General features: G+C 63.7%; 22 protein-coding genes. 12 read left to right on the top strand and 10 right to left on the bottom strand.

Annotated elements, in window-relative coordinates; all coding sequences use genetic code 11:
* Positions 1-114 precede the first annotated feature (114 nt).
* Positions 115-591, bottom strand: coding sequence for a HyaD/HybD family hydrogenase maturation endopeptidase (locus tag BDD21_RS05115; RefSeq protein ID WP_120796216.1), 477 nt, complete (start codon positions 589-591; stop codon positions 115-117).
* A 120-nt stretch (positions 592-711) separates the two neighbouring features.
* Here BDD21_RS05115 and BDD21_RS05110 point away from each other — a divergent pair, with 120 nt between their 5' ends.
* Positions 712-957 (top strand): HypC/HybG/HupF family hydrogenase formation chaperone, encoded by a 246-nt coding sequence (locus BDD21_RS05110; RefSeq protein WP_120796215.1) that lies wholly within the window; start codon positions 712-714, stop codon positions 955-957.
* Between the two features lie 48 nt (positions 958-1005).
* Here the strand turns inward: BDD21_RS05110 and BDD21_RS05105 are convergent, their stop codons facing one another.
* Positions 1006-1461 carry a hypothetical protein gene (locus BDD21_RS05105; protein WP_120796214.1) on the bottom strand — a complete coding sequence of 152 codons (456 nt, stop codon included), beginning with the start codon at positions 1459-1461 and terminating at the stop codon, positions 1006-1008.
* A 206-nt stretch (positions 1462-1667) separates the two neighbouring features.
* Between BDD21_RS05105 and ppsR the strand changes: the two genes are divergently transcribed.
* The 5 genes from ppsR to BDD21_RS05080 all read left to right on the top strand — a co-directional run bounded on the left by ppsR (position 1668) and on the right by BDD21_RS05080 (position 6364).
* Positions 1668-2483, top strand: a complete 816-nt coding sequence (gene ppsR / locus BDD21_RS05100; RefSeq protein ID WP_120796213.1) for a posphoenolpyruvate synthetase regulatory kinase/phosphorylase PpsR — start codon at positions 1668-1670, stop codon at positions 2481-2483.
* Between the two features lie 137 nt (positions 2484-2620).
* Positions 2621-3718, top strand: coding sequence for a Re/Si-specific NAD(P)(+) transhydrogenase subunit alpha (locus tag BDD21_RS05095; protein ID WP_120796212.1), 1098 nt, complete (start codon positions 2621-2623; stop codon positions 3716-3718).
* A gap of 121 nt (positions 3719-3839) precedes the next feature.
* Positions 3840-4136 carry a proton-translocating transhydrogenase family protein gene (locus BDD21_RS05090; RefSeq protein ID WP_120796211.1) on the top strand — a complete coding sequence of 99 codons (297 nt, stop codon included), beginning with the start codon at positions 3840-3842 and terminating at the stop codon, positions 4134-4136.
* A 12-nt stretch (positions 4137-4148) separates the two neighbouring features.
* A complete protein-coding gene (locus tag BDD21_RS05085; protein WP_120796210.1) occupies positions 4149-5549 on the top strand; it encodes an NAD(P)(+) transhydrogenase (Re/Si-specific) subunit beta in 1401 nt (466 codons plus the stop codon).
* A 245-nt stretch (positions 5550-5794) separates the two neighbouring features.
* Positions 5795-6364 carry a Uma2 family endonuclease gene (locus BDD21_RS05080; protein WP_120796209.1) on the top strand — a complete coding sequence of 190 codons (570 nt, stop codon included), beginning with the start codon at positions 5795-5797 and terminating at the stop codon, positions 6362-6364.
* 318 nt (positions 6365-6682) lie between these two features.
* Here BDD21_RS05080 and BDD21_RS05075 read toward each other — a convergent pair whose 3' ends face one another.
* The 3 genes from BDD21_RS05075 to BDD21_RS05070 all read right to left on the bottom strand — a co-directional run bounded on the left by BDD21_RS05075 (position 6683) and on the right by BDD21_RS05070 (position 10281).
* Complete coding sequence (locus tag BDD21_RS05075; protein WP_120796208.1) at positions 6683-8071, bottom strand: alginate export family protein; 1389 nt, start codon at positions 8069-8071, stop codon at positions 6683-6685.
* The gene (locus tag BDD21_RS27735) at positions 8061-8231 is read right to left on the bottom strand and encodes a symporter small accessory protein (protein WP_170164686.1); all 171 of its coding nucleotides are present in this window, start codon (positions 8229-8231) and stop codon (positions 8061-8063) included. The genes BDD21_RS05075 and BDD21_RS27735 overlap by 11 nt, the downstream gene beginning before the upstream one ends.
* A gap of 220 nt (positions 8232-8451) precedes the next feature.
* Complete coding sequence (locus BDD21_RS05070; protein WP_120796207.1) at positions 8452-10281, bottom strand: sodium:solute symporter family protein; 1830 nt, start codon at positions 10279-10281, stop codon at positions 8452-8454.
* A gap of 252 nt (positions 10282-10533) precedes the next feature.
* On the opposite strand from BDD21_RS05070, the gene BDD21_RS05065 reads away from it, so the two are divergent.
* Positions 10534-10899: an acyl-CoA thioesterase gene (locus BDD21_RS05065; protein WP_120796206.1), complete on the top strand. Its 366-nt coding sequence runs from the start codon at positions 10534-10536 to the stop codon at positions 10897-10899.
* Positions 10900-10925: 26 nt separating this feature from the next.
* On the opposite strand, the gene BDD21_RS05060 is transcribed toward BDD21_RS05065, so the two are convergent.
* Positions 10926-11354, bottom strand: a complete 429-nt coding sequence (locus BDD21_RS05060) for an acyl-CoA thioesterase (protein WP_120796205.1) — start codon at positions 11352-11354, stop codon at positions 10926-10928.
* 403 nt (positions 11355-11757) lie between these two features.
* Here BDD21_RS05060 and BDD21_RS05050 point away from each other — a divergent pair, with 403 nt between their 5' ends.
* The 5 genes from BDD21_RS05050 to folK all read left to right on the top strand — a co-directional run bounded on the left by BDD21_RS05050 (position 11758) and on the right by folK (position 18450).
* Positions 11758-12402: a c-type cytochrome gene (locus tag BDD21_RS05050; protein ID WP_120799761.1), complete on the top strand. Its 645-nt coding sequence runs from the start codon at positions 11758-11760 to the stop codon at positions 12400-12402.
* Positions 12403-12407: 5 nt separating this feature from the next.
* Entirely contained in the window at positions 12408-13109 is a 702-nt protein-coding gene (locus BDD21_RS05045; RefSeq protein ID WP_120799760.1) for a c-type cytochrome, read from the top strand.
* 327 nt (positions 13110-13436) lie between these two features.
* On the top strand, positions 13437-16883 hold the full coding sequence (locus BDD21_RS05040; protein WP_120796203.1) for an acyl-[ACP]--phospholipid O-acyltransferase: 3447 nt from the start codon (positions 13437-13439) through the stop codon (positions 16881-16883).
* Between the two features lie 238 nt (positions 16884-17121).
* On the top strand, positions 17122-17628 hold the full coding sequence (locus BDD21_RS05035; protein ID WP_120796202.1) for an Hsp20/alpha crystallin family protein: 507 nt from the start codon (positions 17122-17124) through the stop codon (positions 17626-17628).
* Positions 17629-17832: 204 nt separating this feature from the next.
* The gene (folK, locus tag BDD21_RS05030) at positions 17833-18450 is read left to right on the top strand and encodes a 2-amino-4-hydroxy-6-hydroxymethyldihydropteridine diphosphokinase (RefSeq protein WP_120799759.1); all 618 of its coding nucleotides are present in this window, start codon (positions 17833-17835) and stop codon (positions 18448-18450) included.
* A 41-nt stretch (positions 18451-18491) separates the two neighbouring features.
* On the opposite strand, the gene BDD21_RS05025 is transcribed toward folK, so the two are convergent.
* From BDD21_RS05025 to BDD21_RS27375, 4 genes are all read right to left on the bottom strand, one after another.
* Entirely contained in the window at positions 18492-19778 is a 1287-nt protein-coding gene (locus tag BDD21_RS05025; protein ID WP_120796201.1) for a DNA cytosine methyltransferase, read from the bottom strand.
* 121 nt (positions 19779-19899) lie between these two features.
* The gene (locus tag BDD21_RS05020; RefSeq protein ID WP_147430996.1) at positions 19900-20274 is read right to left on the bottom strand and encodes a hypothetical protein; all 375 of its coding nucleotides are present in this window, start codon (positions 20272-20274) and stop codon (positions 19900-19902) included.
* Between the two features lie 136 nt (positions 20275-20410).
* Complete coding sequence (locus BDD21_RS05015) at positions 20411-20671, bottom strand: hypothetical protein (protein ID WP_147430995.1); 261 nt, start codon at positions 20669-20671, stop codon at positions 20411-20413.
* Between the two features lie 507 nt (positions 20672-21178).
* Complete coding sequence (locus tag BDD21_RS27375) at positions 21179-21811, bottom strand: fibronectin type III domain-containing protein (protein WP_147430993.1); 633 nt, start codon at positions 21809-21811, stop codon at positions 21179-21181.
* Positions 21812-22117 lie beyond the last annotated feature (306 nt).

Below are 22117 nucleotides of genomic sequence, written 5' to 3'. Positions count from 1 at the left end.
GAGATTCCGAAGCCGTCAGATATCATTTTCGTTGTCGTCGTATCGATGGTCGATTACGACAACGATTACGACCACGACGACGACCACGAATGGTCTCGACGCATCTGCCGGACTTCAGGGGCAAGTGTCCCAGCGATCGAGGAGCGAGCGGATCCGCGCGATCGCATCGGGAATCGCAGCCTCGACCGAGGGTGTCAGCCGGTCGCCCCAGCCGACGAACGCGGGCTCGATGCCGACCAAGGCGCGCTGGAGCGGGAGTGTGTCGGTGAGGCGTGCGATGTCCATCAGGTCTGAGAGACTGACCTCGTGGACGGTCTTGGCGTTGACGCTGAGTTGGCGATCCATCGCCTCGCCCTCGAAGACTCTGACGCTGCCGGGGGGCTCGCCCATCGTCGCGGCATCGACGACGATCAGTCGCGGACAGTCCCCGATCGGCAGGGCGAGCGTGAAGCTCAAGGTTCCGCCGTCGATGCACATGAGGGATGCGTCCGGAGCGCTTTCCTGCTCCAGTCGGCGGACCACCTCGGCGCCGACCGCTTCGTCGGTCATGAGGACATTGCCGAGGCCGAGGATGAGAGTGGTTGGTTGCACGGCGATCGACCTTCTGCCAGTAGTGGTTGATCTTACGATCGTTTGATCTGCGTCCTTGCAGGTGTCCGCGGTGCGGCTTAGCCTGCCGTGCAATGATCGACTTCCCTTGGGGGCTTGTCCATGTGTCTCGGTATCCCGATGCAGATCCAGTCCGTCGACGGCTTCCTGGCCCGGTGCACGGCGAAAGGTGCGGAGCGCGAGGTCAATCTCTTCATGCTCCAGGACGACACAATCGGCGTCGGCGACTATGTGGTGGTCCACCTGGGCCATGCGATCAGTCGGATGAGTGAAGAAGAGGCGGCTGCGGCTTGGGAGATCTATGACGCGATCCTGGCGGCACAGGACGGCGATCGGGTCCAGGTTTGACCCGGCGGGCCGGGATGCCCTTGCGGGCACTCCGACCGCCGTGCGGACTTAGCCCAAGAATGCCTCGGCCAGCGCGTACTGATGCTCGGCCTCGGAGGTCTCGGGTGCGTCGTCGTCCTCGATGAGGGTGCAGTTGACGGCCATGCGCGCCTGCATGGCGGCCTTCCATGCGCGGTTTTGTTTCTCGCTCAGGAGCGCGTCGGGCGTCAGGGCTGCTGCGGCGGAGGCGGCGACGAAGTGGTCGGCCTGCGCCAGCCAGTCGGTGTCCTTGCCGCAGTCGGTGTAGGTCTTGGTGGCATACGCCTTGGCCGCCTTGAAGGCGTCTTCAAGCTCGCCGGGGGCGACCTGATCGCGCATCCCGGCCTCGATGGCGCGGTTGACCCGCTCGTCCTTGCTCAAATGAATGACGTGCTGGGCGAAGCGGGAGCCGAGAATGCGTTGCTGCTGCGCGTCGAGTCCGTTGAGGGCATCACGCAGCGCGTGGTCGTTGTTGATCTTGGGCATCGGGAAGCTCCTCGGCCTGTCGGTGGACCGGCCGGGTGGCGAGCCGGCTCGGCGAAGATCGGTCGCGATACGGACCGAAACCGTTCTCGGGGCGTGCGGCGTATCTGGTCTCCCAGTCACGCCTGCACGCTGTGGTGATCAGCGTTTCTCTATATCACCAAATTCCAATATACACTGCATTGACTTGCATCACTCTGTCAGGGCCTATGAATCGCACCGTCTTCTTCGTCTCAGAGAGCACCGGCATCACCGCCGAGACGCTCGGCCACAGCCTGCTGTCGCAGTTCGATACCATCGACTTCGAGCAGGTCTACATGCCCTACATCAACACCGACCTGCGCGCCAAGGCGTTGACGCAGCGGATGCAGGAGGCCGCCGATCGCGACGGGGTTCGCCCGGTCGTCTTTGCGACCATGCTCAACAACGAGATCCGCGAGATCCTGCAAAGCGGCAACTGCTATTACGTCGAACTCTTCGAGGGTTTTGTCGAGCCGCTCTCGGTGGAGTTGGGTGTGCCGCCGAGCCGAAAAGCCGGGCGTAGCCACGCCATCACCAAGCCGAGCTATTACACCAAGCGGATCGAGGCGATCAATTTCGCCATGGCCAACGACGACGGGATCCGGCCGGACAATTTTCATCGTGCAGACGTCGTTTTGATCGGTGTCTCGCGTTCGGGCAAGACGCCGACCTGTCTCTATCTCGCGATGCATTATGGACTGCGCTCGGCCAACTATCCGATCACGGAGGAGGATTTCGAGCGCGGCGACGTTGCTCAGTTGGTTTGGGATTGTCGCCACAAGCTGTTCGCCCTCACGATCGATCCGCAGCGCCTGCAGCTGATCCGAGAGGAGCGTCGCCCCGGTAGTGGCTACGCGTCGCTGGAGCGCTGTCAGGAGGACATCCGGATGGCGGCTCAGATCTACAAGCGACTCCAGATCCCGGTACTCAACACCACCAGTCAATCGATCGAGGAGATCTCCTCCCACATCATCAAGGCGCTGCGCGGGAGCGGAGAGCGCTGAGGGTGCGTAGTTTGTTGCCTGGCCCGACTGCGCCCCGGATCGGTGCACGGGTGGTTGCGGCGACTGGCCCTCGCACCGATAATGCGCGGGTTTTTGCCGCTTGCGGGCGGCCGACCTGCGGATAGGACGATAGAGCGATGAAGATCGGAATTCCCTTGGAGACCGCCTCCGGCGAGACCCGCGTGGCATCGATCCCGGAAGTGGTCAAGAAATTGATCGGTAAGGGTTTCGAGGTGATGGTCGAGGCGGGCGCCGGGGCGCGTGCCGGCTACCCCGACGACGACTACGCGGCGGCGGGTGCGCAGCTGACCGACCGGGCCGGCGCCTTCGATGTCGACCTCCTGCTCAAGGTCCGTCGACCCGACACGGCGGATGTCGAGGCACTGCGTCCGGGCGGACTCTATATCGGCCTGCTGGAGAGCTGCGGGGACGACGAGATCCTCTCGGCGATGCTCGCCAAAGGGATGCGTGTCCTGGGCATGGAGCGGATGCCGCGCACCTCGCGCGCCCAGTCCATGGATGCCCTGTCCTCGCAGAGCAACATCGCCGGGTATCGCGCGACCCTCGAGGCGGCGGCCCGTTACGGCCGTTTTCTGCCCATGATGATGACCTCCGCGGGTTCAGCGAAGCCGGCGCGTCTAATCGTTTTGGGCGTGGGTGTTGCGGGACTGCAGGCGATCGCCACCGCGCGCCGACTCGGCGCCGATGTCTACGCCTATGACGTGCGTCCCGAGACCCAAGAGCAGATCCGCTCCCTGGGCGCCAAGCCGATCGAGCTGGACCTGGGTGAAAGCGGTGCCGGCGAAGGCGGTTACGCCAAGGAGCTCTCCGAGGAGGCGAAGGCCAAGCAGCAAGCCGCCTTGAGCGACCAGCTCGCCAAGGCCCACATCATCATCACCACGGCCTTGATCCCCTGTCGTCCGGCGCCCGTTCTGGTCACGGAAGACGTTGTCAAACGGATGCGACCGGGTTCCGTCATCGTCGATCTGGCCGCGGCCAACGGCGGCAACTGCCCACTGACCGTCGCGGGCGAGATCGTCGAGCGCCACGGCGTGACCATCGTCGGTCTGACCAACTTCCCCGCCTTGGTCCCGGCGGACGCGAGCGCCTTTTACGCCCGCAACCTCGCCAATCTGATCGAGATCATGGTCGCGCCGAGCGAGTCCGGCCCGGTCATCAAGGACCTCGCCGAGGACGACATCACGGCGGCTATGCTGGTGAAGCCCGCGGCCTGAGCGCGGTCCGAGACCATCGGGCCGCAAAGGCCGCTTTGCGGCCCAATCGCCTTTTCTGCGATGACTGACCACGGATCATCGGCGACGCGCCGATGATCACTGTCCAACCGGAGTTACCCCTATGCCCGAGGCACTCGATCCCTCACTCGTTGCCCTCTATGTCTTTATTCTGGCTTGCTTCATCGGCTACTCGGTGGTCTGGGGCGTCACGCCCTCGCTGCACACCCCGCTGGTGGCGCTCACCAACGCCATTTCCGGCATCGTCCTGATCGGCGCCCTGCTCGTTGCCGGTGATCCCGAGGCGGGGCTCTTCACCCGGTTCATCGGTTTCATCGGCGTGCTCCTGGCGTCGATCAATGTCTTCGGCGGCTTCCTGGTGACACACCGGATGCTCTCGATGTTCAAGAAGAAAAAGTAAGGACACGCCGTCATGACGCTCTCGGTTAATCTTCAGGCGGTGGCCTATCTGGTCTCCGCCGTGCTCTTCATCCTGGCCCTGAAGGGCCTGACCCATCCGGCATCCGCCCGGCGCGGCAATCTCTACGGCATGCTCGGCATGCTGATCGCGGTCGTCGCGACCCTGATGGGCGATCAGGTCCAATCCTACGGATTCATCATCGTCGGGATGACCGTGGGCGCCGTCATCGGCGTCAAAGTGGCCCTGCGCATCCAGATGACGGCCATGCCGCAGTTGGTCGCGGCCTTGCACAGCTTCGTCGGCATGGCCGCTGTGCTGGTGGGCATCGGCACTTTCCTGACGAAGCGCAGCGCAGGCGAGCTGAACGGGCTCCTGATGGGCGAGATCTCCGCCGGCGTGGTCATCGGCGCCATCACCTTCACCGGCTCGGTCATCGCCTTCGGCAAGCTGCAAGGTCTGCTCAGCGGCAGCCCGGTCAAGTTCATGGGCCAGCATCTGCTCAATGCGCTTTTGGGGATCGCGACCCTCGCCCTAGCCGTGCATTTCGCCATGACCGGCAGCTTGCTCTCGCTGACCCTCATGACCCTGCTTGCCTTCACCCTCGGTGTGACCCTGATCATCCCGATCGGCGGGGCGGACATGCCGGTCATCATCTCGATGCTGAACAGCTATTCGGGTTGGGCCGCGGCCGCAACCGGCTTCACCTTGCACAACAACCTGCTCATCATCGTCGGCGCACTGGTCGGCTGCTCCGGCGCGATCCTTTCCTACATAATGTGCAAGGCGATGAACCGCTCGATCATCAACGTCGTCTTCGGCGGTTTCGGTTCCGATAGCAGTGGGTCGGACAGTGCGGGCGCAGTCGCCGCCGAGAAGGGTGTGAAATCGGCCGCGGTCGAAGACGCCGTCTACTGGATGGAGGATGCCAACCGCGTCATCATCATCCCCGGCTACGGCATGGCCGTGGCTCAAGCCCAGCACGCACTCAAGGAGTTGATGGAGCTGCTCGAAGCGCGCGGCGTGGAGGTGAAGTTCGGGATCCATCCTGTCGCAGGCCGCATGCCAGGACACATGAACGTGCTGCTCGCCGAGGCCGACATCCCCTACGATCGCGTGCTCGAAATGGACGAGATCAACCCCGACTTCCCGAGCACCGACGTGGTGCTGGTCGTCGGCGCGAACGACGTCGTCAATCCAGCGGCCAAGGAAGACAAGACGAGCCCCATCTACGGCATGCCCATCCTCGAGGCCGGCCGGGCCCGTCAGGTCTACTTCCTCAAGCGCTCCATGCGTCCGGGCTACTCGGGCGTCGACAACCTCCTCTTCTATCAGGAGAACACCTCGCTGGTCTTCGGCGACGCCAAGGATACGATCGAGGGGATGAACAGCGCGCTCAAGGGCGGCGGGCACTGAGCCTAAACCGCGTCCAGCGCGAGATGCTCACGTTCGCGTGAGTTCGACGTTTGGTGCATCCACGGCCCTTGGCGGGGACGCGGTTTAAGCAACGCCCCGCAGCGGACGCGGGGCCGGCGTTCGGTGCTTTTCAAGGGCGATGTCGCATCGGTCCGAAGGCTTTCGGGGTCGCTCGGTCCCGGCTAGACTCATGCGAGGCCGGCCGCGTCGCTTCTCGGCAAGCGCGGTCGACAACGAGGAATTCAGTGGAAGCCAGACGACTCCGAACGATCGATGATCTTCTGGCCTGGCCGGGAGAGGAGCGCGTCGAGCTGATCGATGGCGACATCGTTCAGCGCCCGATGGCGCGCTTCGAGCACGGTCTTGCGCAATCGGCGTTGTCCGACGAGGTTCAGGTCTTCAAGCGTCGGGGTGGTCCGGATGGCTGGTGGATCGTGACCGAGATCAGTGTTCAATACAGCGAGCACCAGTGCCCGAGCCACGATCTCGCGGGATGGCGTAAGGCGCGGGTCCCGCAGCGACCGAGCGGCGTTATGACATTGGCCCCCGACTGGGTGTGCGAGATTCTCTCGCCCGGTCACGAGCGTAAGGATCTGGTCCATCATCTGATGCTGCTCCAGCGTGCCGGTGTCCCGCACTACTGGATCGTCTCTCCGGAAGATCGGACGCTGATCGCCTACGCGCTCGATGCCGGCGGCTATCGCATCATCTTCTCCGCCGACTACCCGCCCGATACGTCACCCGGACGCGTCCGGGTTCCGCCGTTCGATGCCGTCGAGATCGATCTCGGCTATGTGTTCGGCAGCGCGGGCTGAGCCGACCCGTGCCGACGGCCACGCCGCTTGGATCCTCGCGATACGCGAGATTCCCCCCGGATAGCGCTGTAGGGTGGACAAGCGCGGCGCAGTCCACCAGCCCCGGCGCCGAGTTCGGTGGACTTCGCTCTCGCTCGTCCACCCTACGGGCTGAGCCGATCTGCGCGGATACTGCGCCGCTTTGGCCCTGGCGACACGCGAGCATCCATTCCCCCGGGATAGTCGACCCGCTGGCCGTCAGGCCGGGGGAAGAGGTCGACTGCAAGTCGACTATCCCGGGGCTCGCCGCTCGGCGGCGATTTCTTGTGTCGCCCGGTCTTACCAGGTGAGATTCAACTCCGCTCGGACGAAATAGGATTCATCGCGCCGGTTCTCGGCGTAATAGTCACCGGGCCAGAGGTATTCGGCGACCAAGTGTCCGGCGACGTGTTTGCTGAGCTTGGTCTTGACCCAGACGGCGGCGAGATGTCCGCGGAAGTGGCTCTCCCCGCTGAGGTTGACCAGCTGCGCAGGGGTGCGTGTGGTCATCTCGTCGGCCCAAAGTGCGTGATAATCGACCGTGACCAAGGTCGTCGGGTGGGCCTGGATGCCCCAGCCGAGATTCAGGCGACTCAGGTTCGTCGCCTCGCCGACGCGGCTCTCCAGCGGCCATTGGTAGATCATCAGCTCGCTCCACTGCGGCCAGCGGCCCCAGAGCGGGTCGAAGGCTTGAGTGCCGTTGCTGTCGGGGTCGTTGCCGGAGAGAAACTCGTAGCCGAGATGAAATCGATTGGCGAGCGGATCATTCAGGCTGTAGGTGGCGCGTCCGTTGAAGCCGAATGCATCCAGGTCCGCATCATTGCGTGTACCCCACTGATAGGCCGCCTCCGCACGCAATGTCCATTGGGGTAAGAGCTTCGACTCGGCACGCACGCCTGCGGTATAGGCTACACCCGAATCCGGAGGGGAAGGAAAGGGTGCGCCGTTGTTGACCCGAATGTTGCCCGGCGTGTTGTCCGGCGTGCTGCTTTTATAGATCAGATAGCCGTCGAGGTCCGTGTCCTTGACCAGGCTCTTGTTGCGCGCGTAGAGGATGGCGCCGGTCTCGTATTGCTCGATCTGATCCTCGATCACGCCGTTCAGAGGGCTCGGGAAACGGCCCGTGTCGGCGTCCTGATTGAGGTAGATGAGATCGAGCGTGGTCCCGATGGACGCCAGTTGATAGGTCGCGCGGGCGGCGTCGAAATAGATGGTCCGAGAGCCGTCGAGCGGCGTGCCTTCGAGCACCAGCCAGCCATTGCCGAGGATGATCTCCTGGCGGCCGAGTTTCACCGAGAGCGGCGAGCCGGCGATGTCGTTGAAGGCGACATCGAGCAGGTCGAAGAAGAGTCCGCCGCTGTACCAGGTCTCGAAACCCGGCACCGGCCATTGATTCTCCTTGGGCTTATTGTAGTGACGGCCTTCCCACATGAGTCGCGCCGTCCCGACGATCTGGTCGGTCGGTGCGTAGATCCCCCAAAGACGTCCGCGATACCGCTGAAAGGTCCGGTCGGCGATCGGGCTTTGGTCGTTCAGGCCGACGTTGCCGATAAAGACTTGGCGCAGACGCAGATCTGCACCCGGCTTGAAGCTCGAGGCCGCGTCGGCCGCCTGAGTGTCTGCCGAGACACCAGCCGAAAACACCGCTGCGGCCAGGGCCGTCAACCATGTTGATGGGCTAGAAATCATCGTCCACCTTCTTTTCGTCCAGCGCCCAAAGGCGATCCTCGGGGCTCACCTCGTCGCGCGCGGCGTTGCGGCGGACCAGCCCGTAGATGATGCCGATCACGGCCATCGCGATGGCGCCGAAATAGGCCATGAGGACATACGGATCATCGATACCCAGCATCCCGTGCGCTCCTGAATTGAATTGCGTCCGAAATTGAATTGCGTCCGAGGCTACGGTTGATCCGAGATGCAAGGCCGCTCCCTCGCAGTCACCAAAGCAAACCCAGTCGACGCAATTCAAAATAAAATAAAAAGTACTTAAACCGCGTCCGCGCCAAGATTCATTGATGGCGAGAACGCAGCGGCACCCTGAAATCTCTCATATCCCACCGAGTCGCGGTTTAAGGGGGGAAACAGCGACGCAAATGCGCCTGATCCGGCGGTCGCGTGACCGCACTGACCAAGATCAGGGTCAGCAGAGAGGCCGGCAGGGCGATGATGATCGGGTCTACCGACGGCCAATTGGGATAATCCGCGAGCAGGCTGGTCTTGCCGTCCGTGATCATCTGCACCAGCCCGATGGCGCTGGCCTCGCGTGCCTTGATGAAGGCCAGCCAGAAGAGCGAGACGCTCATGCCGACGGTCATGGAGGCGAGTGCGCCGGCGCGGGTCACGCGTTTGGAGATGAGTCCTCCGATGTAGGCCGGCAGGAAGCTCGCCGCACAGAGTCCGAAGAAGATCGCCGTGAAGCGGGCGATGACGTATTCCTGTCGCACCGTGTAGCTGATGGTCACGGCGATGATGAGTCCGACCATGATGGCGAGACGCATCACCAGGATGCTCGGCTCGCGTTGATGTCCCTTCTCCGAGATACGCTCGTAGAGGTCGCGCCCGGCGGCCGTGCCGATGGTGTGGAACTGGCTCGACATGGTGCTCATGGCCGCGGCGAGCAGGGCGAGGAAGAAGATGACGCCGAACCAATGGGGCATCGCCGCCATGATGAAGGCCGGGATGATCGTGTCGGCGTCGCCCTTGGTGTAGGTCGCTGCGATGGAGCGGCCGGCGACTAGCTCGAAGGTCGCGCCGTCGCCGTCTTGTGCCGAGGTCCGCTCGCTGATGATCATGGGCGCGCGCGCCGGCGCCTGTGTCTTCGGGTTGAGGATCGACGTCCAGGCCCCGGCTTCGTCTTTCTGCATCAGCTCGACCAGTGCGCGATCCTTCTCGGGATTGATGACCTCGACGACCTTGCCCTGCAGCAGCGGGCCGTGCTGTGCGAACCAGGCGTTCGAGAGGCTGCCGACGACGAAAGGCGTTCCGACCATGAGCAGGATGAAGACGGCACCGATCGGCACCGCCCGGTCGAGCTCGCGCCGGCTGCGCACCGTCATGAAACGCACCACCAGCTGAGGTTGGGCGAGCACGCCGATCCCCACGCCGAGCACCAGCGCGGTGATGACGGTCCACCAGAGGTCGTAGTTGGTCGCGCCCCAGCCAAAGGCAGGCATCGCGGTCCAGCCCTGATGCCCGATCTGCGCGAGCGATGCGGGTACCATATCCGCCATGTCGGTCAGGGTTTGGTGAGCCTGGGTGATGCCGCCGAGGCTCATATAGGCAAAGATCAGCAGGAAGATCATGGCGAAGACCATGACGAACCCCTGCATGGTGTCCGTGTACATCACGGCCTTGATGCCGCCCGGGATCACGTAGGCTGCGGTGATGAGCGCGAAGATCAGAAGCGCGACCTCGAAATCGATCCCGAACTGGGTGGCCGCGAAGATGCTGCCCCCGGTCATGACCGCAGCCGAGTAGAGCGGCATGAAGAGAAAGATGAGCGCGCCGGCGAAGATCTGGATGCCGCGACTCTGGTAGCGTTGGCCCAGCAGCTCGGGAAAGGTGTGGGCGCCGAGATGATGGCCGAGTCGCCGGGTGGGCTCGCCCAGAAAGATGAAAGCGATCAGAATCCCGAAGCCGATGTTGAGCACGGTCAGCCACAGCAGACTCATGCCGAAGAGTCCGGCCACCCCGCCGAAGCCGACGATGGCGGCGGTGGAGATGAAGGTCGCGCCGTAGGAGACCGCCATGATGATCGGGTGGGCCGAACGCCCGCCGACCAGGAAGTCCGCTGCCGAGCGGGTGCCGCGGTAACCGAGCCAGCCGAGATAGCCGGTCGCGAAGAGGTAGACCAGAATGACGACGATGTCGACCCAGCCTACGGAAGAATGCCCCGTCATGAATGCCCCTTAAACCGCGCCCAGTGCGGTATGCGTCGTGTGTTGGATTGGCTTGGCCGCGCCGGCTCCGACGACTGCCGGAGCTGGCGCGGTTTAATTTACCGAAACAGTCGTTGTTGTCTTGTCAGGACGCGCGGGGGCGAAAAATAACCCGGACGTTCGTATCGTTATATAGATCCAGCGCAGTTAAACGGCGGTTTTGACCCCTTGACGACCAATTGTTGACCTTTCGATGACCAGGAGAGCCCGTTCGTGGAGAGTTTCAAAGTCGTACGCCCCGAGTTTCTGAACCATTACGGCTATCTGTTCGGTGGCTTTTTGTTGAAGTGGGTCGACGAGATCGCCTGGATCGCGGCCAGCCGCGATTATCCCGGCTCCCGTTTCGTCACCATCGCGATGGATCGCGTGGAGTTCCACCGCAGCGTGAAGCAGGGCGCGGTGTTGCGCTTCGACGCACTCGAGAGCTGTCGCGGCAACACCTCGATCAGTTATTCGGTGCACGTCTTCGCCGATGATCTGACGACCGGCAACGAGGAGCCGATCTTCACGACCTGCATCACCTTCGTGCGGGTCGACGAGCAGGGGCGGAAGATTCCCTTGTCTCGGCCCGGCACCTGAGAGGCCGCAGGGGGTGTGCCGGCTCCTTACTGCGGGCGGTTTTGCGTGTAGGGATGGATGGCGTCCAGAATCCCGTCGGACAGACACGATGCCGGCGAGCCGTCCCGATTGATTTGGAGATGGACCGTCTTCGCCGTTGCGGCGAGCGTCCCGTCCTGCGTCTCGAAGCGATAGCCGACGGCGAAGGATCGGGTGCGGATCTCCTCGATCGCCAGCGAGATCTGAACCCGATCACCCTGGCATAAGGGTCGGTGATAGTCTGCCTCGGCATGCACGAGCGGGAGCAGGAGTTCGCCCTCGCGGATGAGGCGCTCGAGCGGGAGGCCGGCCTGCGCCATGAATGCCTCGTAGGCATCGTGCGCATGACGGAAGAGGTGGCCGAAAAATAGCCGTCCGGCCGCGTCCGTGTCGTGCAGGCGGACGCTGAAGGTGTAGGCGAAACGGTTTGGGTCCATGTCTGACTCCGGAGGCGGGTCGCGATGATCGATCTTAAACCGCGCCCGGTGCGGTATGGGTGGTTTGTTGGATTGGCTTGGCCGCGCCGGCTCCGACGACCGTCGGAGCTGGCGCGGTTTAAGAAATTGAAAAATATTAAATTTTAAACCGCGTTCCACCGAGATCGGAGGACATCTCCGAAGCCAAACGCAACATGAAAATGACGCATGTCGCTCTGGACGCGGTTTAACGCGGAGCCGATGCAGGCGTGTCCGTTCGTGCTCATGGCACTGATGCTGCCTTCGCCTTCCGCCCCGTCGGCGAGAATGGGCTCCGTCTCGGCGAGGCGGCCTTCGCGATCGACTTGCCCGCGACGGATGGCGTGCGACATGATTGGGGCACGATCAGATTCGAGGAACCGAAGTGAGATTGCTCGCAATTCAATCGCTCGTTGTGTTGGCCGGCTGCGTCGGGATTCTTTCGGCACCGCCCCTGTTTGCTCAAACCAAGGGGGATCCCGAGATTGGTGCGACCATCGCGGCGCGGGTTTGTGTAGCCTGTCATGCCGAGGACGGTACCAGCCCGATGCCCAATACGCCTCGGCTGGCCGGCCAGCACGCGACCTATCTCGTCAAGCAGATGAAAGACTATCGTGCGGGGCGGCGTACCAGCGAGGTGATGGGCAACTTCATCGGCGCACTGACCGAAGAGGAGATCCCGCACGTCGCCGCCTACTACGCTGCTCAGGAGGTGATCCCGGGCGTCGTGACCGATCCCTCGCTGCTGGACCTCGGCCGACGGGTCTACGACGACGGCAATCCCGGCAGCGGCATACCCGCGTGCTCGGGCTGTCACGGCGACGAGGGTGAAGGCACGCGCCGTTTCCCGCAGCTCGCCGGTCAGGACGTCGGCTACACCGTCGAGCAAATGCGCCGTTATGCCGTCGGCGAGCGGACCAACGACCGAGGACTCATGCAGACGGTGGCCGATCGCATGACTGAGGCCGAGACACTGGCCGTGGCCCAATACATTGCCAGCCTGATGGTCCTCGAAACGGAGGAGGAATGAACGCCATGATGACCCGTCTCGTCTGTCTCGGAGCACTCGTACTCGTGCCCTGCATCGCCTCCGCGTCTCCGCCGGCGCAACCCCATGCGCCGGGTATCGAATCGCCCGGCTATGTCTGGAACGCACCCAACGAGGATCAGATGATCGCGTTGGCTCATCGCGCCGACCCCGCGAACGGCGAGGAGGCCTATGCCGTCTGTCGCGGCTGCCATCAGGCGGATGGCTCGGGTCGCGGGGATGCCATCTATCCGCAGCTGGCCGGCCAACACGCGAGTGTGCTGATCAAACAGATGGTCGACGTGCGCGCCGGGCGGCGCGACAACCCCAAGATGCACCCCTTTGTCGCCGAGTGGGTGGTGTCGTCCGAAGAGGTCGCCGACATCGCGGCCTATCTGTCGCAGCTCCCGATTCCGCCGACCAATCTCAAAGGCGACGGGACCGCATTGGCACGGGGCCAAGCCCTCTACGAAAAGGACTGTGCGACCTGTCATGGCGCGCAGGGCGAGGGCGATGCCGTGGAGTTCTACCCCCGCGTCGCGCATCAGCACGTCAGCTATCTCGACCATGAGTCCAAGCTCATTCGCGACGGTGGGCGGCGCAACGCGAATCCCGAGATGGTGAAGGCGATCAAGGGATACAGCGACGCGGATATCGCGGCGGTGAGCGATTATATGTCCCGCTTAACGGCTGAATCGCGTCCGGAGTGATCGGGGTGTAGGGGCGACTTGAGTCGCCCCCTGTACCCTGCTCGTTGTCGTTGTCGTAATCGGATTTCGGACGAACACGACAACGACAACGACAACGACAACGAGAAATTCCGCGACGGTCTGTTCAAGACGTGCTGCGTAGGGGATTCGGTTCACCCAACCGACCGACGTGCTCGTGACACCGCTCACGCGGTGTCACGCCTCTCCTGGCGCTCCGCGCCTCGTGCCGCTTCGGTCGGAGTGATGCACGAGGGCCGTCTGCGGCAATAACGCGGTCCACAGGCCACAACGACAACAATCTCGGTCGACGCCAGGGGGCGCATTCGCATGGGTCAGCTCTTTCGCATCACCGGTTTCGTCGCCTATATCGGCATGATCTTTCTCAATGCCTTCGTGGACTTGGGGCACAAGATCATCATTCAGAACACCCTCTTCAAGACCTATGACGGCGATGCCCAAATCTTGCTGACGGCGATCGTCAATGCCCTGATCCTGTTGCCCTTCGTCCTGCTCTTCACGCCTTCCGGTTTTCTTGCCGACCGCTTCCCCAAGCATCTGGTGATGCGCGCGAGCGCTTGGGTCGCCGTTGCCGTCACGCTCGCCATTACGCTCTTCTATTACCTCGCCTGGTTCTGGGCGGCCTTCGCCATGACCTTCCTGCTGGCGGTGCAGAGCGCCTTTTATTCGCCGGCCAAGTACGGCTATATCAAGGAGCTGGTCGGCAAGGAGGCGCTGGCCTCGGCCAACGGCTGGGTCCAGGCGACGACCACGACGGCGATCCTGGCGGGGATCTTCTTCTTCTCGATCCTCTTCGAGGGGCGTCTGGCCGGCATGAGCTACGGTACACCCGACGAGGTGATGGGGATGATGGCGCCGCTCGGTTGGGTCTTGGTCGCTGGCGCCTTGATCGAGGTCGTGTTGGCCTACCGCCTGCCCGTGCGCGCCGCCGGCACCGAGATGCGATTCGTCTGGCCGGATTACGCCACCGGTCGATATCTGCGAAACAATCTGCACGCCGCCTGGGACAATCAGGTGATCTGGCTCTCGATCGTGGGGCTGGCGATTTTTTGGTCGATCGCGCAGGTAATCCTTGCCGCTTTCCCGGCCTTCGCCAAAGAGACGCTCGGCGAGACCAACACGGTCGTGATTCAGGGCGTGCTCGCCTGCTCGGGTATCGGCATCATCCTGGGCTCGGTTCTGGCCGGACGCGTCTCGCGCAATCATATCGAGACCGGTCTGATCCCGGTCGGCGCGCTGGGCGTTGCGGCGGCGCTCTTTGTTCTGCCGGGTCTGGGGTCGGCCTGGGCGCACGGGTTGAACTTCCTGCTGCTCGGTGTCCTCGGCGGCGTCTTCCTGGTGCCCCTCAACGCCTTGATCCAGTTCAACGCCGGCGAGAAAGGGCTCGGGCGCGTGCTTGCGGCCAACAACTTCATCCAGAACATCGTGATGCTGAGCTTCCTAGGGCTCACGGTGCTGGCGGCCTATCTCCAAATCGGCGGTCTGACGGTGATGCTCGCGCTCGCCGTCGTCGCCCTCTGCGGGGCCATCTACACCCTCTATCAGTTGCCTCAGTCGATGGTGCGCTTCCTGATGGCGAGGGCTATGTCGACCCATTATCGGCTCGATGTCATCGGCTTGAAGAACATGCCGGCCCAGGGCGGCGTGCTGATGCTCGGCAACCACATCAGTTGGGTCGACTGGGCGATGGTGCAGATGGCCAGTCCGCGGCCGGTGCGCTTCGTGATGGAGCGGGTCATCTACGAGCGTTGGTATCTGCGCTGGTTCCTGGACTTCTTCGGTGTGGTGCCCATCTCGGGCGGGCGCAGCCGCGAGGCGATCGAGACCGTCTCGCGGTTGCTCGACGCGGGCGAGGTGGTGTGCATCTTCCCGGAAGGCACCATCAGCAAGAACGGGCAGCTCTCCGAGTTCAAGCGCGGCTTCGAGAGATCCGCCCGCGCAGCCACGTCCGGCGTCATCCTGCCCTTTTATCTGCGCGGCCTGTGGGGGAGTCGTTTCTCCTACGCCAAGGAGAAGCTCAAGGCCAGTCGCCGCGAGGGCCGAACCCGCGACGTGCTGGTCGCCTTCGGGCAGCCGCTGCCGCGCGAGGCGAGCGCAGAGCAGGTCAAGCAGGCGGTCTTCGAGCTGTCGGTGACCTCTTGGCAGACCCACATCGCGACCCTGCCGACCCTGCCCCCGGCCTGGCTCGCGGCGGCGAAACGACGTCTCGGCGAGGTGGCCGTGATCGATTCGGTCGGGACGCGTCTGACCAATCGGCGCCTGATCGCGGCGGTCCTGCTGTTCGCGCGCCGCATCAAGCGTCTCGCCCCCGACCCGGCCGTCGGCATCCTGCTGCCCGCGAGCAGTGCGGCGGCCATCGCCAACCTGGCGGCGCTGCTCGTCGGCAAGCAGGTGGTCAATCTCAACTACACCGCCAGCAGCGAGGCCCTGCTGGCCGGGATGCGCAACGCCGGCGTGCGCCATGTGATCACCTCCGAGCGCTTCCTCGACAAGCTCCAACAGCGCGGGATCGATCTGGACGCGGCCTTCGCGGAGGTCACGCTTCATCCGATGGAGGCCCTGCGCGCCGAGATCGGCAAGGCGGAGGCGCTGGCGTTCCTGGGTATCGGCATCCTCCTGCCCGCCGGGCTCTTGCTCAGGCTGTTCGGCCGGCCCGGCCGGCCCGACGACACCGCCGCCATCCTCTTCTCCAGCGGCAGCGAGGGCACGCCCAAGGGCATCGAGCTGAGCCATCGCAACATCATGGCCAACGTCCGCCAGATCTCGGACGTGCTCAACACCGAGCCGGACGATCTCATCCTCGCCAACCTGCCGCCCTTCCATGCCTTCGGGCTCACGGTGACTACCTTCCTGCCGCTGCTCGAAGGCATCCCGATGGTCTGCCATCCCGACCCGACCGATGCGGTCGGCACCGCCAAGGCGATCGCCCGTTATCGTGCGACCGTGCTCTGCAGCACCTCGACCTTCCTGCGGCTCTACATCCGCAATCAGCGTGTCCATCCGCTGATGCTTCAGTCCGTGCGTGTGGTGGTGGCAGGCGCCGAACGGCTTGCCCCGGAGGTCCGCGATGCCTTCGCGCTCAAGTTCAACAAGCTGATCTACGAAGGCTACGGGGCGACCGAGACCACGCCGGTCGCCAGCGTCAACGTCCCGGACGCACTCGAGACCGAGACCTGGAAGATCCAGGCCGGCTCGCGTCCCGGTACCGTGGGTCTGCCGCTGCCCGGCACCAGCTTCCGCATCGTCGACCCCGCGACCCTGGCAACCCTGCCGCCCGGCGAGGACGGGCTCATCCTCATCGGCGGTGTGCAGGTGATGAAGGGCTATCTCAACGACCCGGACAAGACCGCGGACGTGGTGGTCGAGCTGGATGGTCAGCGCTGGTACAAAACGGGCGACAAGGGCCATCTGGACCCGGACGGCTTCCTCACCATCGTCGACCGTTACTCGCGCTTCGCCAAGCTGGGCGGGGAGATGATCAGCCTGGGCGCGGTCGAGGATCAGATCCGCCGCATCCTCGGCCAACCCGAGCTGGAGCTCGCCGCCGTCAACCTCCCGGACGAGCGCAAGGGCGAGCGCATCCTGCTCCTGGTCGCCGGCGAGATCGATGTCGACGGCCTGCGCAAGCAGCTGTTGGATGCCGGGATGAACCCCCTGAGCATCCCCGCCGCGGTGTTGCAGGTCGAGGCGATCCCCAAGCTCGGCAGCGGCAAGACGGATTTCGGGGCGGTGAAGCGGCTGGCGCTCGCGGCTTGAGGAGGCGAGCCCCCGGGATCGTCGACTTGCAGTCGACCTCTTCCGCTGTGCTCGGTCAGGAGAAGGCCGCCGTCATCGACTGGACTGCCGTTGGCGACACGTCACCTCGTCGGCTTCGAGCATTGTGGTCTCGTCACGATCGATCCGTGGCAGCCGTGATGTGGTTCAGGGCGTGCGAGGGGGCAATCCTCGGCCGCTGAGCTATACTTTAAGTGGGAATAGAGACAGGAGGACTGCCATGAAAACCAAAAGCAAAGCGATTGGCGAAGCGGTCCCGCGTCGTGAGACCACGCTCTTCGACGAGATGGATCGCGCATTCGACGACCTCATGCTGGGCGGCCCGCAGCGCGGTTGGCGCCACGGCTGGATGCACCCCTTCCGGGAGATGTGGCCGGAGTGGGCACGCCTTGAGCATGCGGTCGAGATGACCCCGAAGATCGACTTGATCGATCGCGAAGAGGAGCTTCTGGTACGCGCCGAGGTGCCGGGCGTCGAGAAGCAGGATCTCGAGATCGAGCTGGTCGGCCAAGTGTTGACGCTCAAGGGCGAGCGTAAGCATGAGCAGACCGAAGAGAAGGGCACCTACTACCGGTCCGAGATCGCGCGCGGCAGTTTTATGCGGTCGCTGCGGCTGCCCCAGAACGTGGACCTGGAGAACGCCAAGGCCGAGTTCAAGGACGGTGTGCTTGAGATCCATCTGCCGAAGACCGAGAAGACGGAGCGTCGGCGGATCGAGGTTGCTTGAACCGCGCCCGGTGCGGTATGCGTCATCTGTTGGAATGGCTTGGCCGCGCCGGCTCCGACGACTGTCGGAGCTGGCTCGGTTTAAAAGTCAAAGGCGCCTGAAGCGCCCGATCGCACACCATCGCGTGTGCGCTGCCGCCCCCGGCATCCAAGAGCACGGATGCCGGGGGCGGTCTTTTTTTCGGATGCGTTCGAGGCGGCCACCATGACCCTGATTGACTCTTCCCCCGGTCGGTTGGCCCTCGGTGTACCGGTCGCCGTGTGGATCGGCCTCGGCAGCAATCTGCAGGAGCCGGAGCGGCAGGTGAGGGCGGCCCTCGGCGAGCTGGCCGCGCTGCCCGAAAGCCGTCTGCAGGCCGCCTCGCGCCTGTATCGGACAGCCCCCGTCGGCCCGCCCGGCCAACCCGACTACATCAACGCGGCGGCCCGTCTTGAGACCCGGCTCCCGCCGCGAGCACTCTTGGCGGAACTCCATCGCATCGAGCTGGCTCATGGCCGTCGACGTGACGGCACCCGTTGGGGGCCGCGTATCCTGGATCTCGACATCCTCATCTATGGCGACGCGCGGATCGACGAGCCCGGCCTGACGATCCCGCATCCGGAGATGGCCCGACGTGCCTTCGTGCTCGTCCCTCTGGCCGACGTGGCGCCGCCGGATCTCGCGGTGCCCGGCGTGGGGATTCTGGCCGAGATGCTCGAGCGCTGCGAGCGCGACGGGGTCGAGCCCTTGGGCGATCGGGCTGCAGGAACGAACGCGTCGTCGATCGGGTCGGGCACCGCCGGGCAACGCGATGAACGACGCAAAAACAATGGGGTCATGTAGTCCCTGGCTTCTAACCTCGCTCTATTGGTTTTGTCCGTTCTTCACGACCCATGTGCCATGAGCAAGTCATCTGCTTCGCATTCGGCCCCTCCGCGGTCGGGCCGGGTGTGGCTCGGTGTCGGCTTGATATCCTCCGCGCGTAGGCGAGTGCCGGGCAGCACGCAATTCGCGATCGCGGGTTTCTCGCCCGTGAACATCCACTCCACGACATGGGCAAGCTGGTGGGAGATCAGCGGCGGGACCGCATCCCCGATGTGGCGGTACTGATTGGCCAAGGATCCGCCGCCGAACCGGTAATGCGCGGGAAACCCCTGCAGCAGCGCGAGCTCTCGGAGGGTGCAGAGTCGATGCTGTTCCGGATGGCTGTAGCGGCCGTTGCCGACGTGTGCGCACTCGCGCTTGATCGTGGCCGCCGGTCGGTTCCAGGCCATGCGCCCGTAAACATCGGGGTGGGACCCGAAATCCCGGGCCGCGACGTAGCGCTTCATCGCGGGCGTCATGAGAAGATCGGCGTCCCGATGGTCCCGAAGGTTGATCCACGAGCCTCCGTCGACGGGGATGGCACGCAGGCGAGCGAGCGTTGCGCCGTTCATTCCGGGTGAGACGTGGAAGGGGTCGTCCGGATGGCGCTCTCCCGCGGTCACCGGAGGCAGGTGACCGATGCATCGGCGCACGTGCGTGGCCGTTCGCTCGACCTCGTAGCCGTGCCAGAGATCTTCGAGACCCTTCGTGCCGATCGGGAGTCTGGTTGCGATCACCAGCGCGCGCTCCCGTCGCTGGGGTAGTCCGAATCTGTCCAGCATGTGGACCGTCGCCCGGACGTCGTAGCCCATTCGTTCGAGCTGCCGCCGAAGCTCCTCGAAGTGATGGGCGAAGTTCCCCTTCAGAAGCTCACGGGCGTTCTCCATGACAATCACCCGGGGCCCGAGGATGCGTGCCCAATGCGCCGTGCGCAGCACCAAGCTGTTGCGCTCGTCGTCATCCAGGTGATTGTTCGGATTCGTCCGAGAGAAGCCGGTACAGGGCGGGCACGCGGACAAGACATCCAGATCCTGCCCGCCGAGGAAGTCGCGCCTCGCAGCCTCGATCAGGGTATCGTCGACTCGGGCGAGATCCGTCGAGATCGGCGCGAGACCCAGGTTGACCCGAAACGTCTCGTTGCATCCCGAGCGGCCCTGTCCGCTGCTTGGCTTACCATGCTCGCCGTCGAATGCGGCGACGACCCCGAAGGACGGATGCGCGTGGAAGCCGTAGCTCATGCCGCCGGCGCCCGAGAAGAGATCGATCAAGGTACGGCGGCGATTCTCGCTTGGGCGGAGGAGGGCCATCGATAAGACTTCCTGGAGGCGAACGACAGAGTTCGGGCTAAACCGAGTCCAGAGCGACATGCGTCATTTGAATAAGCCCTCGCGCGGTCATCCAACGCAACCGGCACCGATCCGGCGCAATTCATCGGTGTACATCGATCCGAGAGGCGAAACAATAGCCATTGTGGCGGCGACTGTCGTCCACGACGACCATGACGCTTTTGTTCGTGGCGAGAGCGAGTTGTGCTTGATCCAACATCCGAAATCCTCTGACCGCATCCGTGAAGTGCCCGCTGCAGCTGAAGCTCACCCAGTCGGGGAGGCACGCCGGCAAGGTCTCTTGCGGATTGACGCTTAGGGCAGCCATGCAGCCCCCATAAGTGCTGTCGGCGGTGACCAACACCCGATTGACCTGAGCCGTGACGACGGCCTCGGTGGCCACGACCGAGCTGTTGGGTAAAACGGAAAGCAGGACAGCCGCGACGGCTGTTCTGTTGCTGATCGAAACAAAATTCATCGGTGCCCCCGGCCTTTTGCCGTGTATGAAGGCATTGAAGAGCGGATGATGCTGTGCGTCGGCCCGTATACTCAGATACGACTGCACGGCGGCCGAAGCATCCGGGTTTCGTACCGAAACCCACAAGACCCACTCATCAAAGCAAGGTTCCGAATCCTTCGGCCTCGATTGGCAGCCCGATGTCTACGGGCTCCCGTTCCTGGTTTTGGTTCGGACATGGAGAATCGGCGTCGAGCTGGGTGCCGATCTCGATGACCTCGGTGAATGTCCGTGGAAGATACCAAACATCCGTTTCGTTCGCGTCCAGGGTCCGGCCGATCTCGATCGGCACGGGTTCCGGCGCATCAGGAGACCCGGAGACGGGCGCATCGGCGTCGATGGGTTCCCCGATCTGCACAACCTCGGGCCTAGTCGCTCGGCCTGTGTCTTCGACCGGAATCGGATCACTGATGTCGAGTCTGTTCCGCGGTTCGGTTGGTTCTTTGATCCGAAAGGTCTCTGCACGCTGCGCATCCGAGCGCAATTCCGCTTCCGCCGCTAGGGGAAAAACTGCGCTGACGGGTTGCGGTGTCGTCAACTTGGCGTTCACAGTGTTGCATGGCGGCGCCATCGGCTGACGGTCGATCGCTTCTGTGGTCGGTCGCACCTGCTCGTCCGGCGTGAGTACGTGAACGATGGTCGCCGACGCAGCAACAACGAGGACAGGAAGATATCGACGAATCACTGTTTCGGGTGTCGGGAGTGTATCCGGTGAGTGCTGTTGGCGTCCGTGAGTGCGGTTCGATACACGCTAAACCGCGTCTAGAGCGACATGGGTCATTTTCATGTTGCGCTTTGGCCTCGGGGATATCCTCGACCTCGGTGAGACGCGGTTTAATCGAGTCGGTCCCGGCACACACCGGGCTTATTTCAAAAGAGCTCGCCAGCCTCCTCCATTCGGTAAACAAGCCCAGCAGGGCTCGACCGGCAGCACTTCCCCGTCCGGCGCAATGGCGGCAATCACTTCATTCGAAAAGTCACTGCATGCAAGATTGTCTGCCGTGCAGGCGCGTACAGCGAGGTAATGAAGCTGTCCGGGGGTGAGGCCACTGATGACGGCAGTCGTTTGGGTTGTATCCACCGAGCCGACGTATGTCCGGCTCGCTTGCCCGAAATGGACCTGGTATCTCGATGCTCGAGGGTCGTCTACCGGATTCCACGTGACCCGCACATCCGCACCGAAGCAGTCTCCGGAAACCGCAAAGGCAAGAAACGCCCATCCGACCGATTCGATCCTCTGCGATGTTGCGCGGCACTTTCCAGCGACGAGACCGGTGCTTTCGCGATCCGCGCTCCGAGTACCGAGGTGAGATCCAAAGGCTGCCGTGATCAATCGCGTTTCCGGGGTTGCGGTTCGTTCGAGCATGATCTCGATTCCGGTCGGCTGCGCGATGGATGACTCGGCTGCTCCAAAATCGACCGTATGAGTCAGCCCGTCGTCTTCTCGAAGACGGGAGGTTCCGCAGCGTGAAAAAAAGTCGAAAAGCACGCCAGGCAAGCAGCGGAACACACTCCAATATGCCTGAAAGATGGGTCAGTCGAGCCGGCACGTCAAGTCCCTGGGGCTGCAGGATCCACCGGATCAGCCGTGTAAGCGACAGACGGTGTGCTTCTTGCTGCTGCGGCACGGCGTGGATGCCTCGATGCTGCGGATGCCGAGGCGGGTGGTGCTCGAATCGAAGAGATGTGCGGCGTCCACCCAACGCCTAAGCTCTCGCGGGAATGCCCGCGGGCGAAGGCCGAACCGGACCTGATAGACTCGGAGCCCTGGATCGGCCGCCCGAGCATCCGGCCCGGAACACCC

Origin of the sequence: Thiocapsa rosea (genome assembly GCF_003634315.1) — a bacterium.
GTDB classification, from domain to species: domain Bacteria; phylum Pseudomonadota; class Gammaproteobacteria; order Chromatiales; family Chromatiaceae; genus Thiocapsa; species Thiocapsa rosea.
This window is presented reverse-complemented; position numbering and strand designations above follow the sequence as displayed.

Coding starts and splice junctions, on each gene's coding strand:
- BDD21_RS05110 (WP_120796215.1), top strand. CDS start 712: ATGTGTCTCGGTATCCCGATGCAGATCCAGTCCGTCGACGGCTTCCTG.
- BDD21_RS05105 (WP_120796214.1), bottom strand. CDS start 1,461: ATGCCCAAGATCAACAACGACCACGCGCTGCGTGATGCCCTCAACGGA.
- ppsR (WP_120796213.1), top strand. CDS start 1,668: ATGAATCGCACCGTCTTCTTCGTCTCAGAGAGCACCGGCATCACCGCC.
- BDD21_RS05095 (WP_120796212.1), top strand. CDS start 2,621: ATGAAGATCGGAATTCCCTTGGAGACCGCCTCCGGCGAGACCCGCGTG.
- BDD21_RS05090 (WP_120796211.1), top strand. CDS start 3,840: ATGCCCGAGGCACTCGATCCCTCACTCGTTGCCCTCTATGTCTTTATT.
- BDD21_RS05085 (WP_120796210.1), top strand. CDS start 4,149: ATGACGCTCTCGGTTAATCTTCAGGCGGTGGCCTATCTGGTCTCCGCC.
- BDD21_RS05075 (WP_120796208.1), bottom strand. CDS start 8,071: ATGATTTCTAGCCCATCAACATGGTTGACGGCCCTGGCCGCAGCGGTG.
- BDD21_RS27735 (WP_170164686.1), bottom strand. CDS start 8,231: ATGCTGGGTATCGATGATCCGTATGTCCTCATGGCCTATTTCGGCGCC.
- BDD21_RS05070 (WP_120796207.1), bottom strand. CDS start 10,281: ATGACGGGGCATTCTTCCGTAGGCTGGGTCGACATCGTCGTCATTCTG.
- BDD21_RS05060 (WP_120796205.1), bottom strand. CDS start 11,354: ATGGACCCAAACCGTTTCGCCTACACCTTCAGCGTCCGCCTGCACGAC.
- BDD21_RS05045 (WP_120799760.1), top strand. CDS start 12,408: ATGATGACCCGTCTCGTCTGTCTCGGAGCACTCGTACTCGTGCCCTGC.
- BDD21_RS05040 (WP_120796203.1), top strand. CDS start 13,437: ATGGGTCAGCTCTTTCGCATCACCGGTTTCGTCGCCTATATCGGCATG.
- BDD21_RS05035 (WP_120796202.1), top strand. CDS start 17,122: ATGAAAACCAAAAGCAAAGCGATTGGCGAAGCGGTCCCGCGTCGTGAG.
- folK (WP_120799759.1), top strand. CDS start 17,833: ATGACCCTGATTGACTCTTCCCCCGGTCGGTTGGCCCTCGGTGTACCG.
- BDD21_RS05025 (WP_120796201.1), bottom strand. CDS start 19,778: ATGGCCCTCCTCCGCCCAAGCGAGAATCGCCGCCGTACCTTGATCGAT.
- BDD21_RS05020 (WP_147430996.1), bottom strand. CDS start 20,274: ATGAATTTTGTTTCGATCAGCAACAGAACAGCCGTCGCGGCTGTCCTG.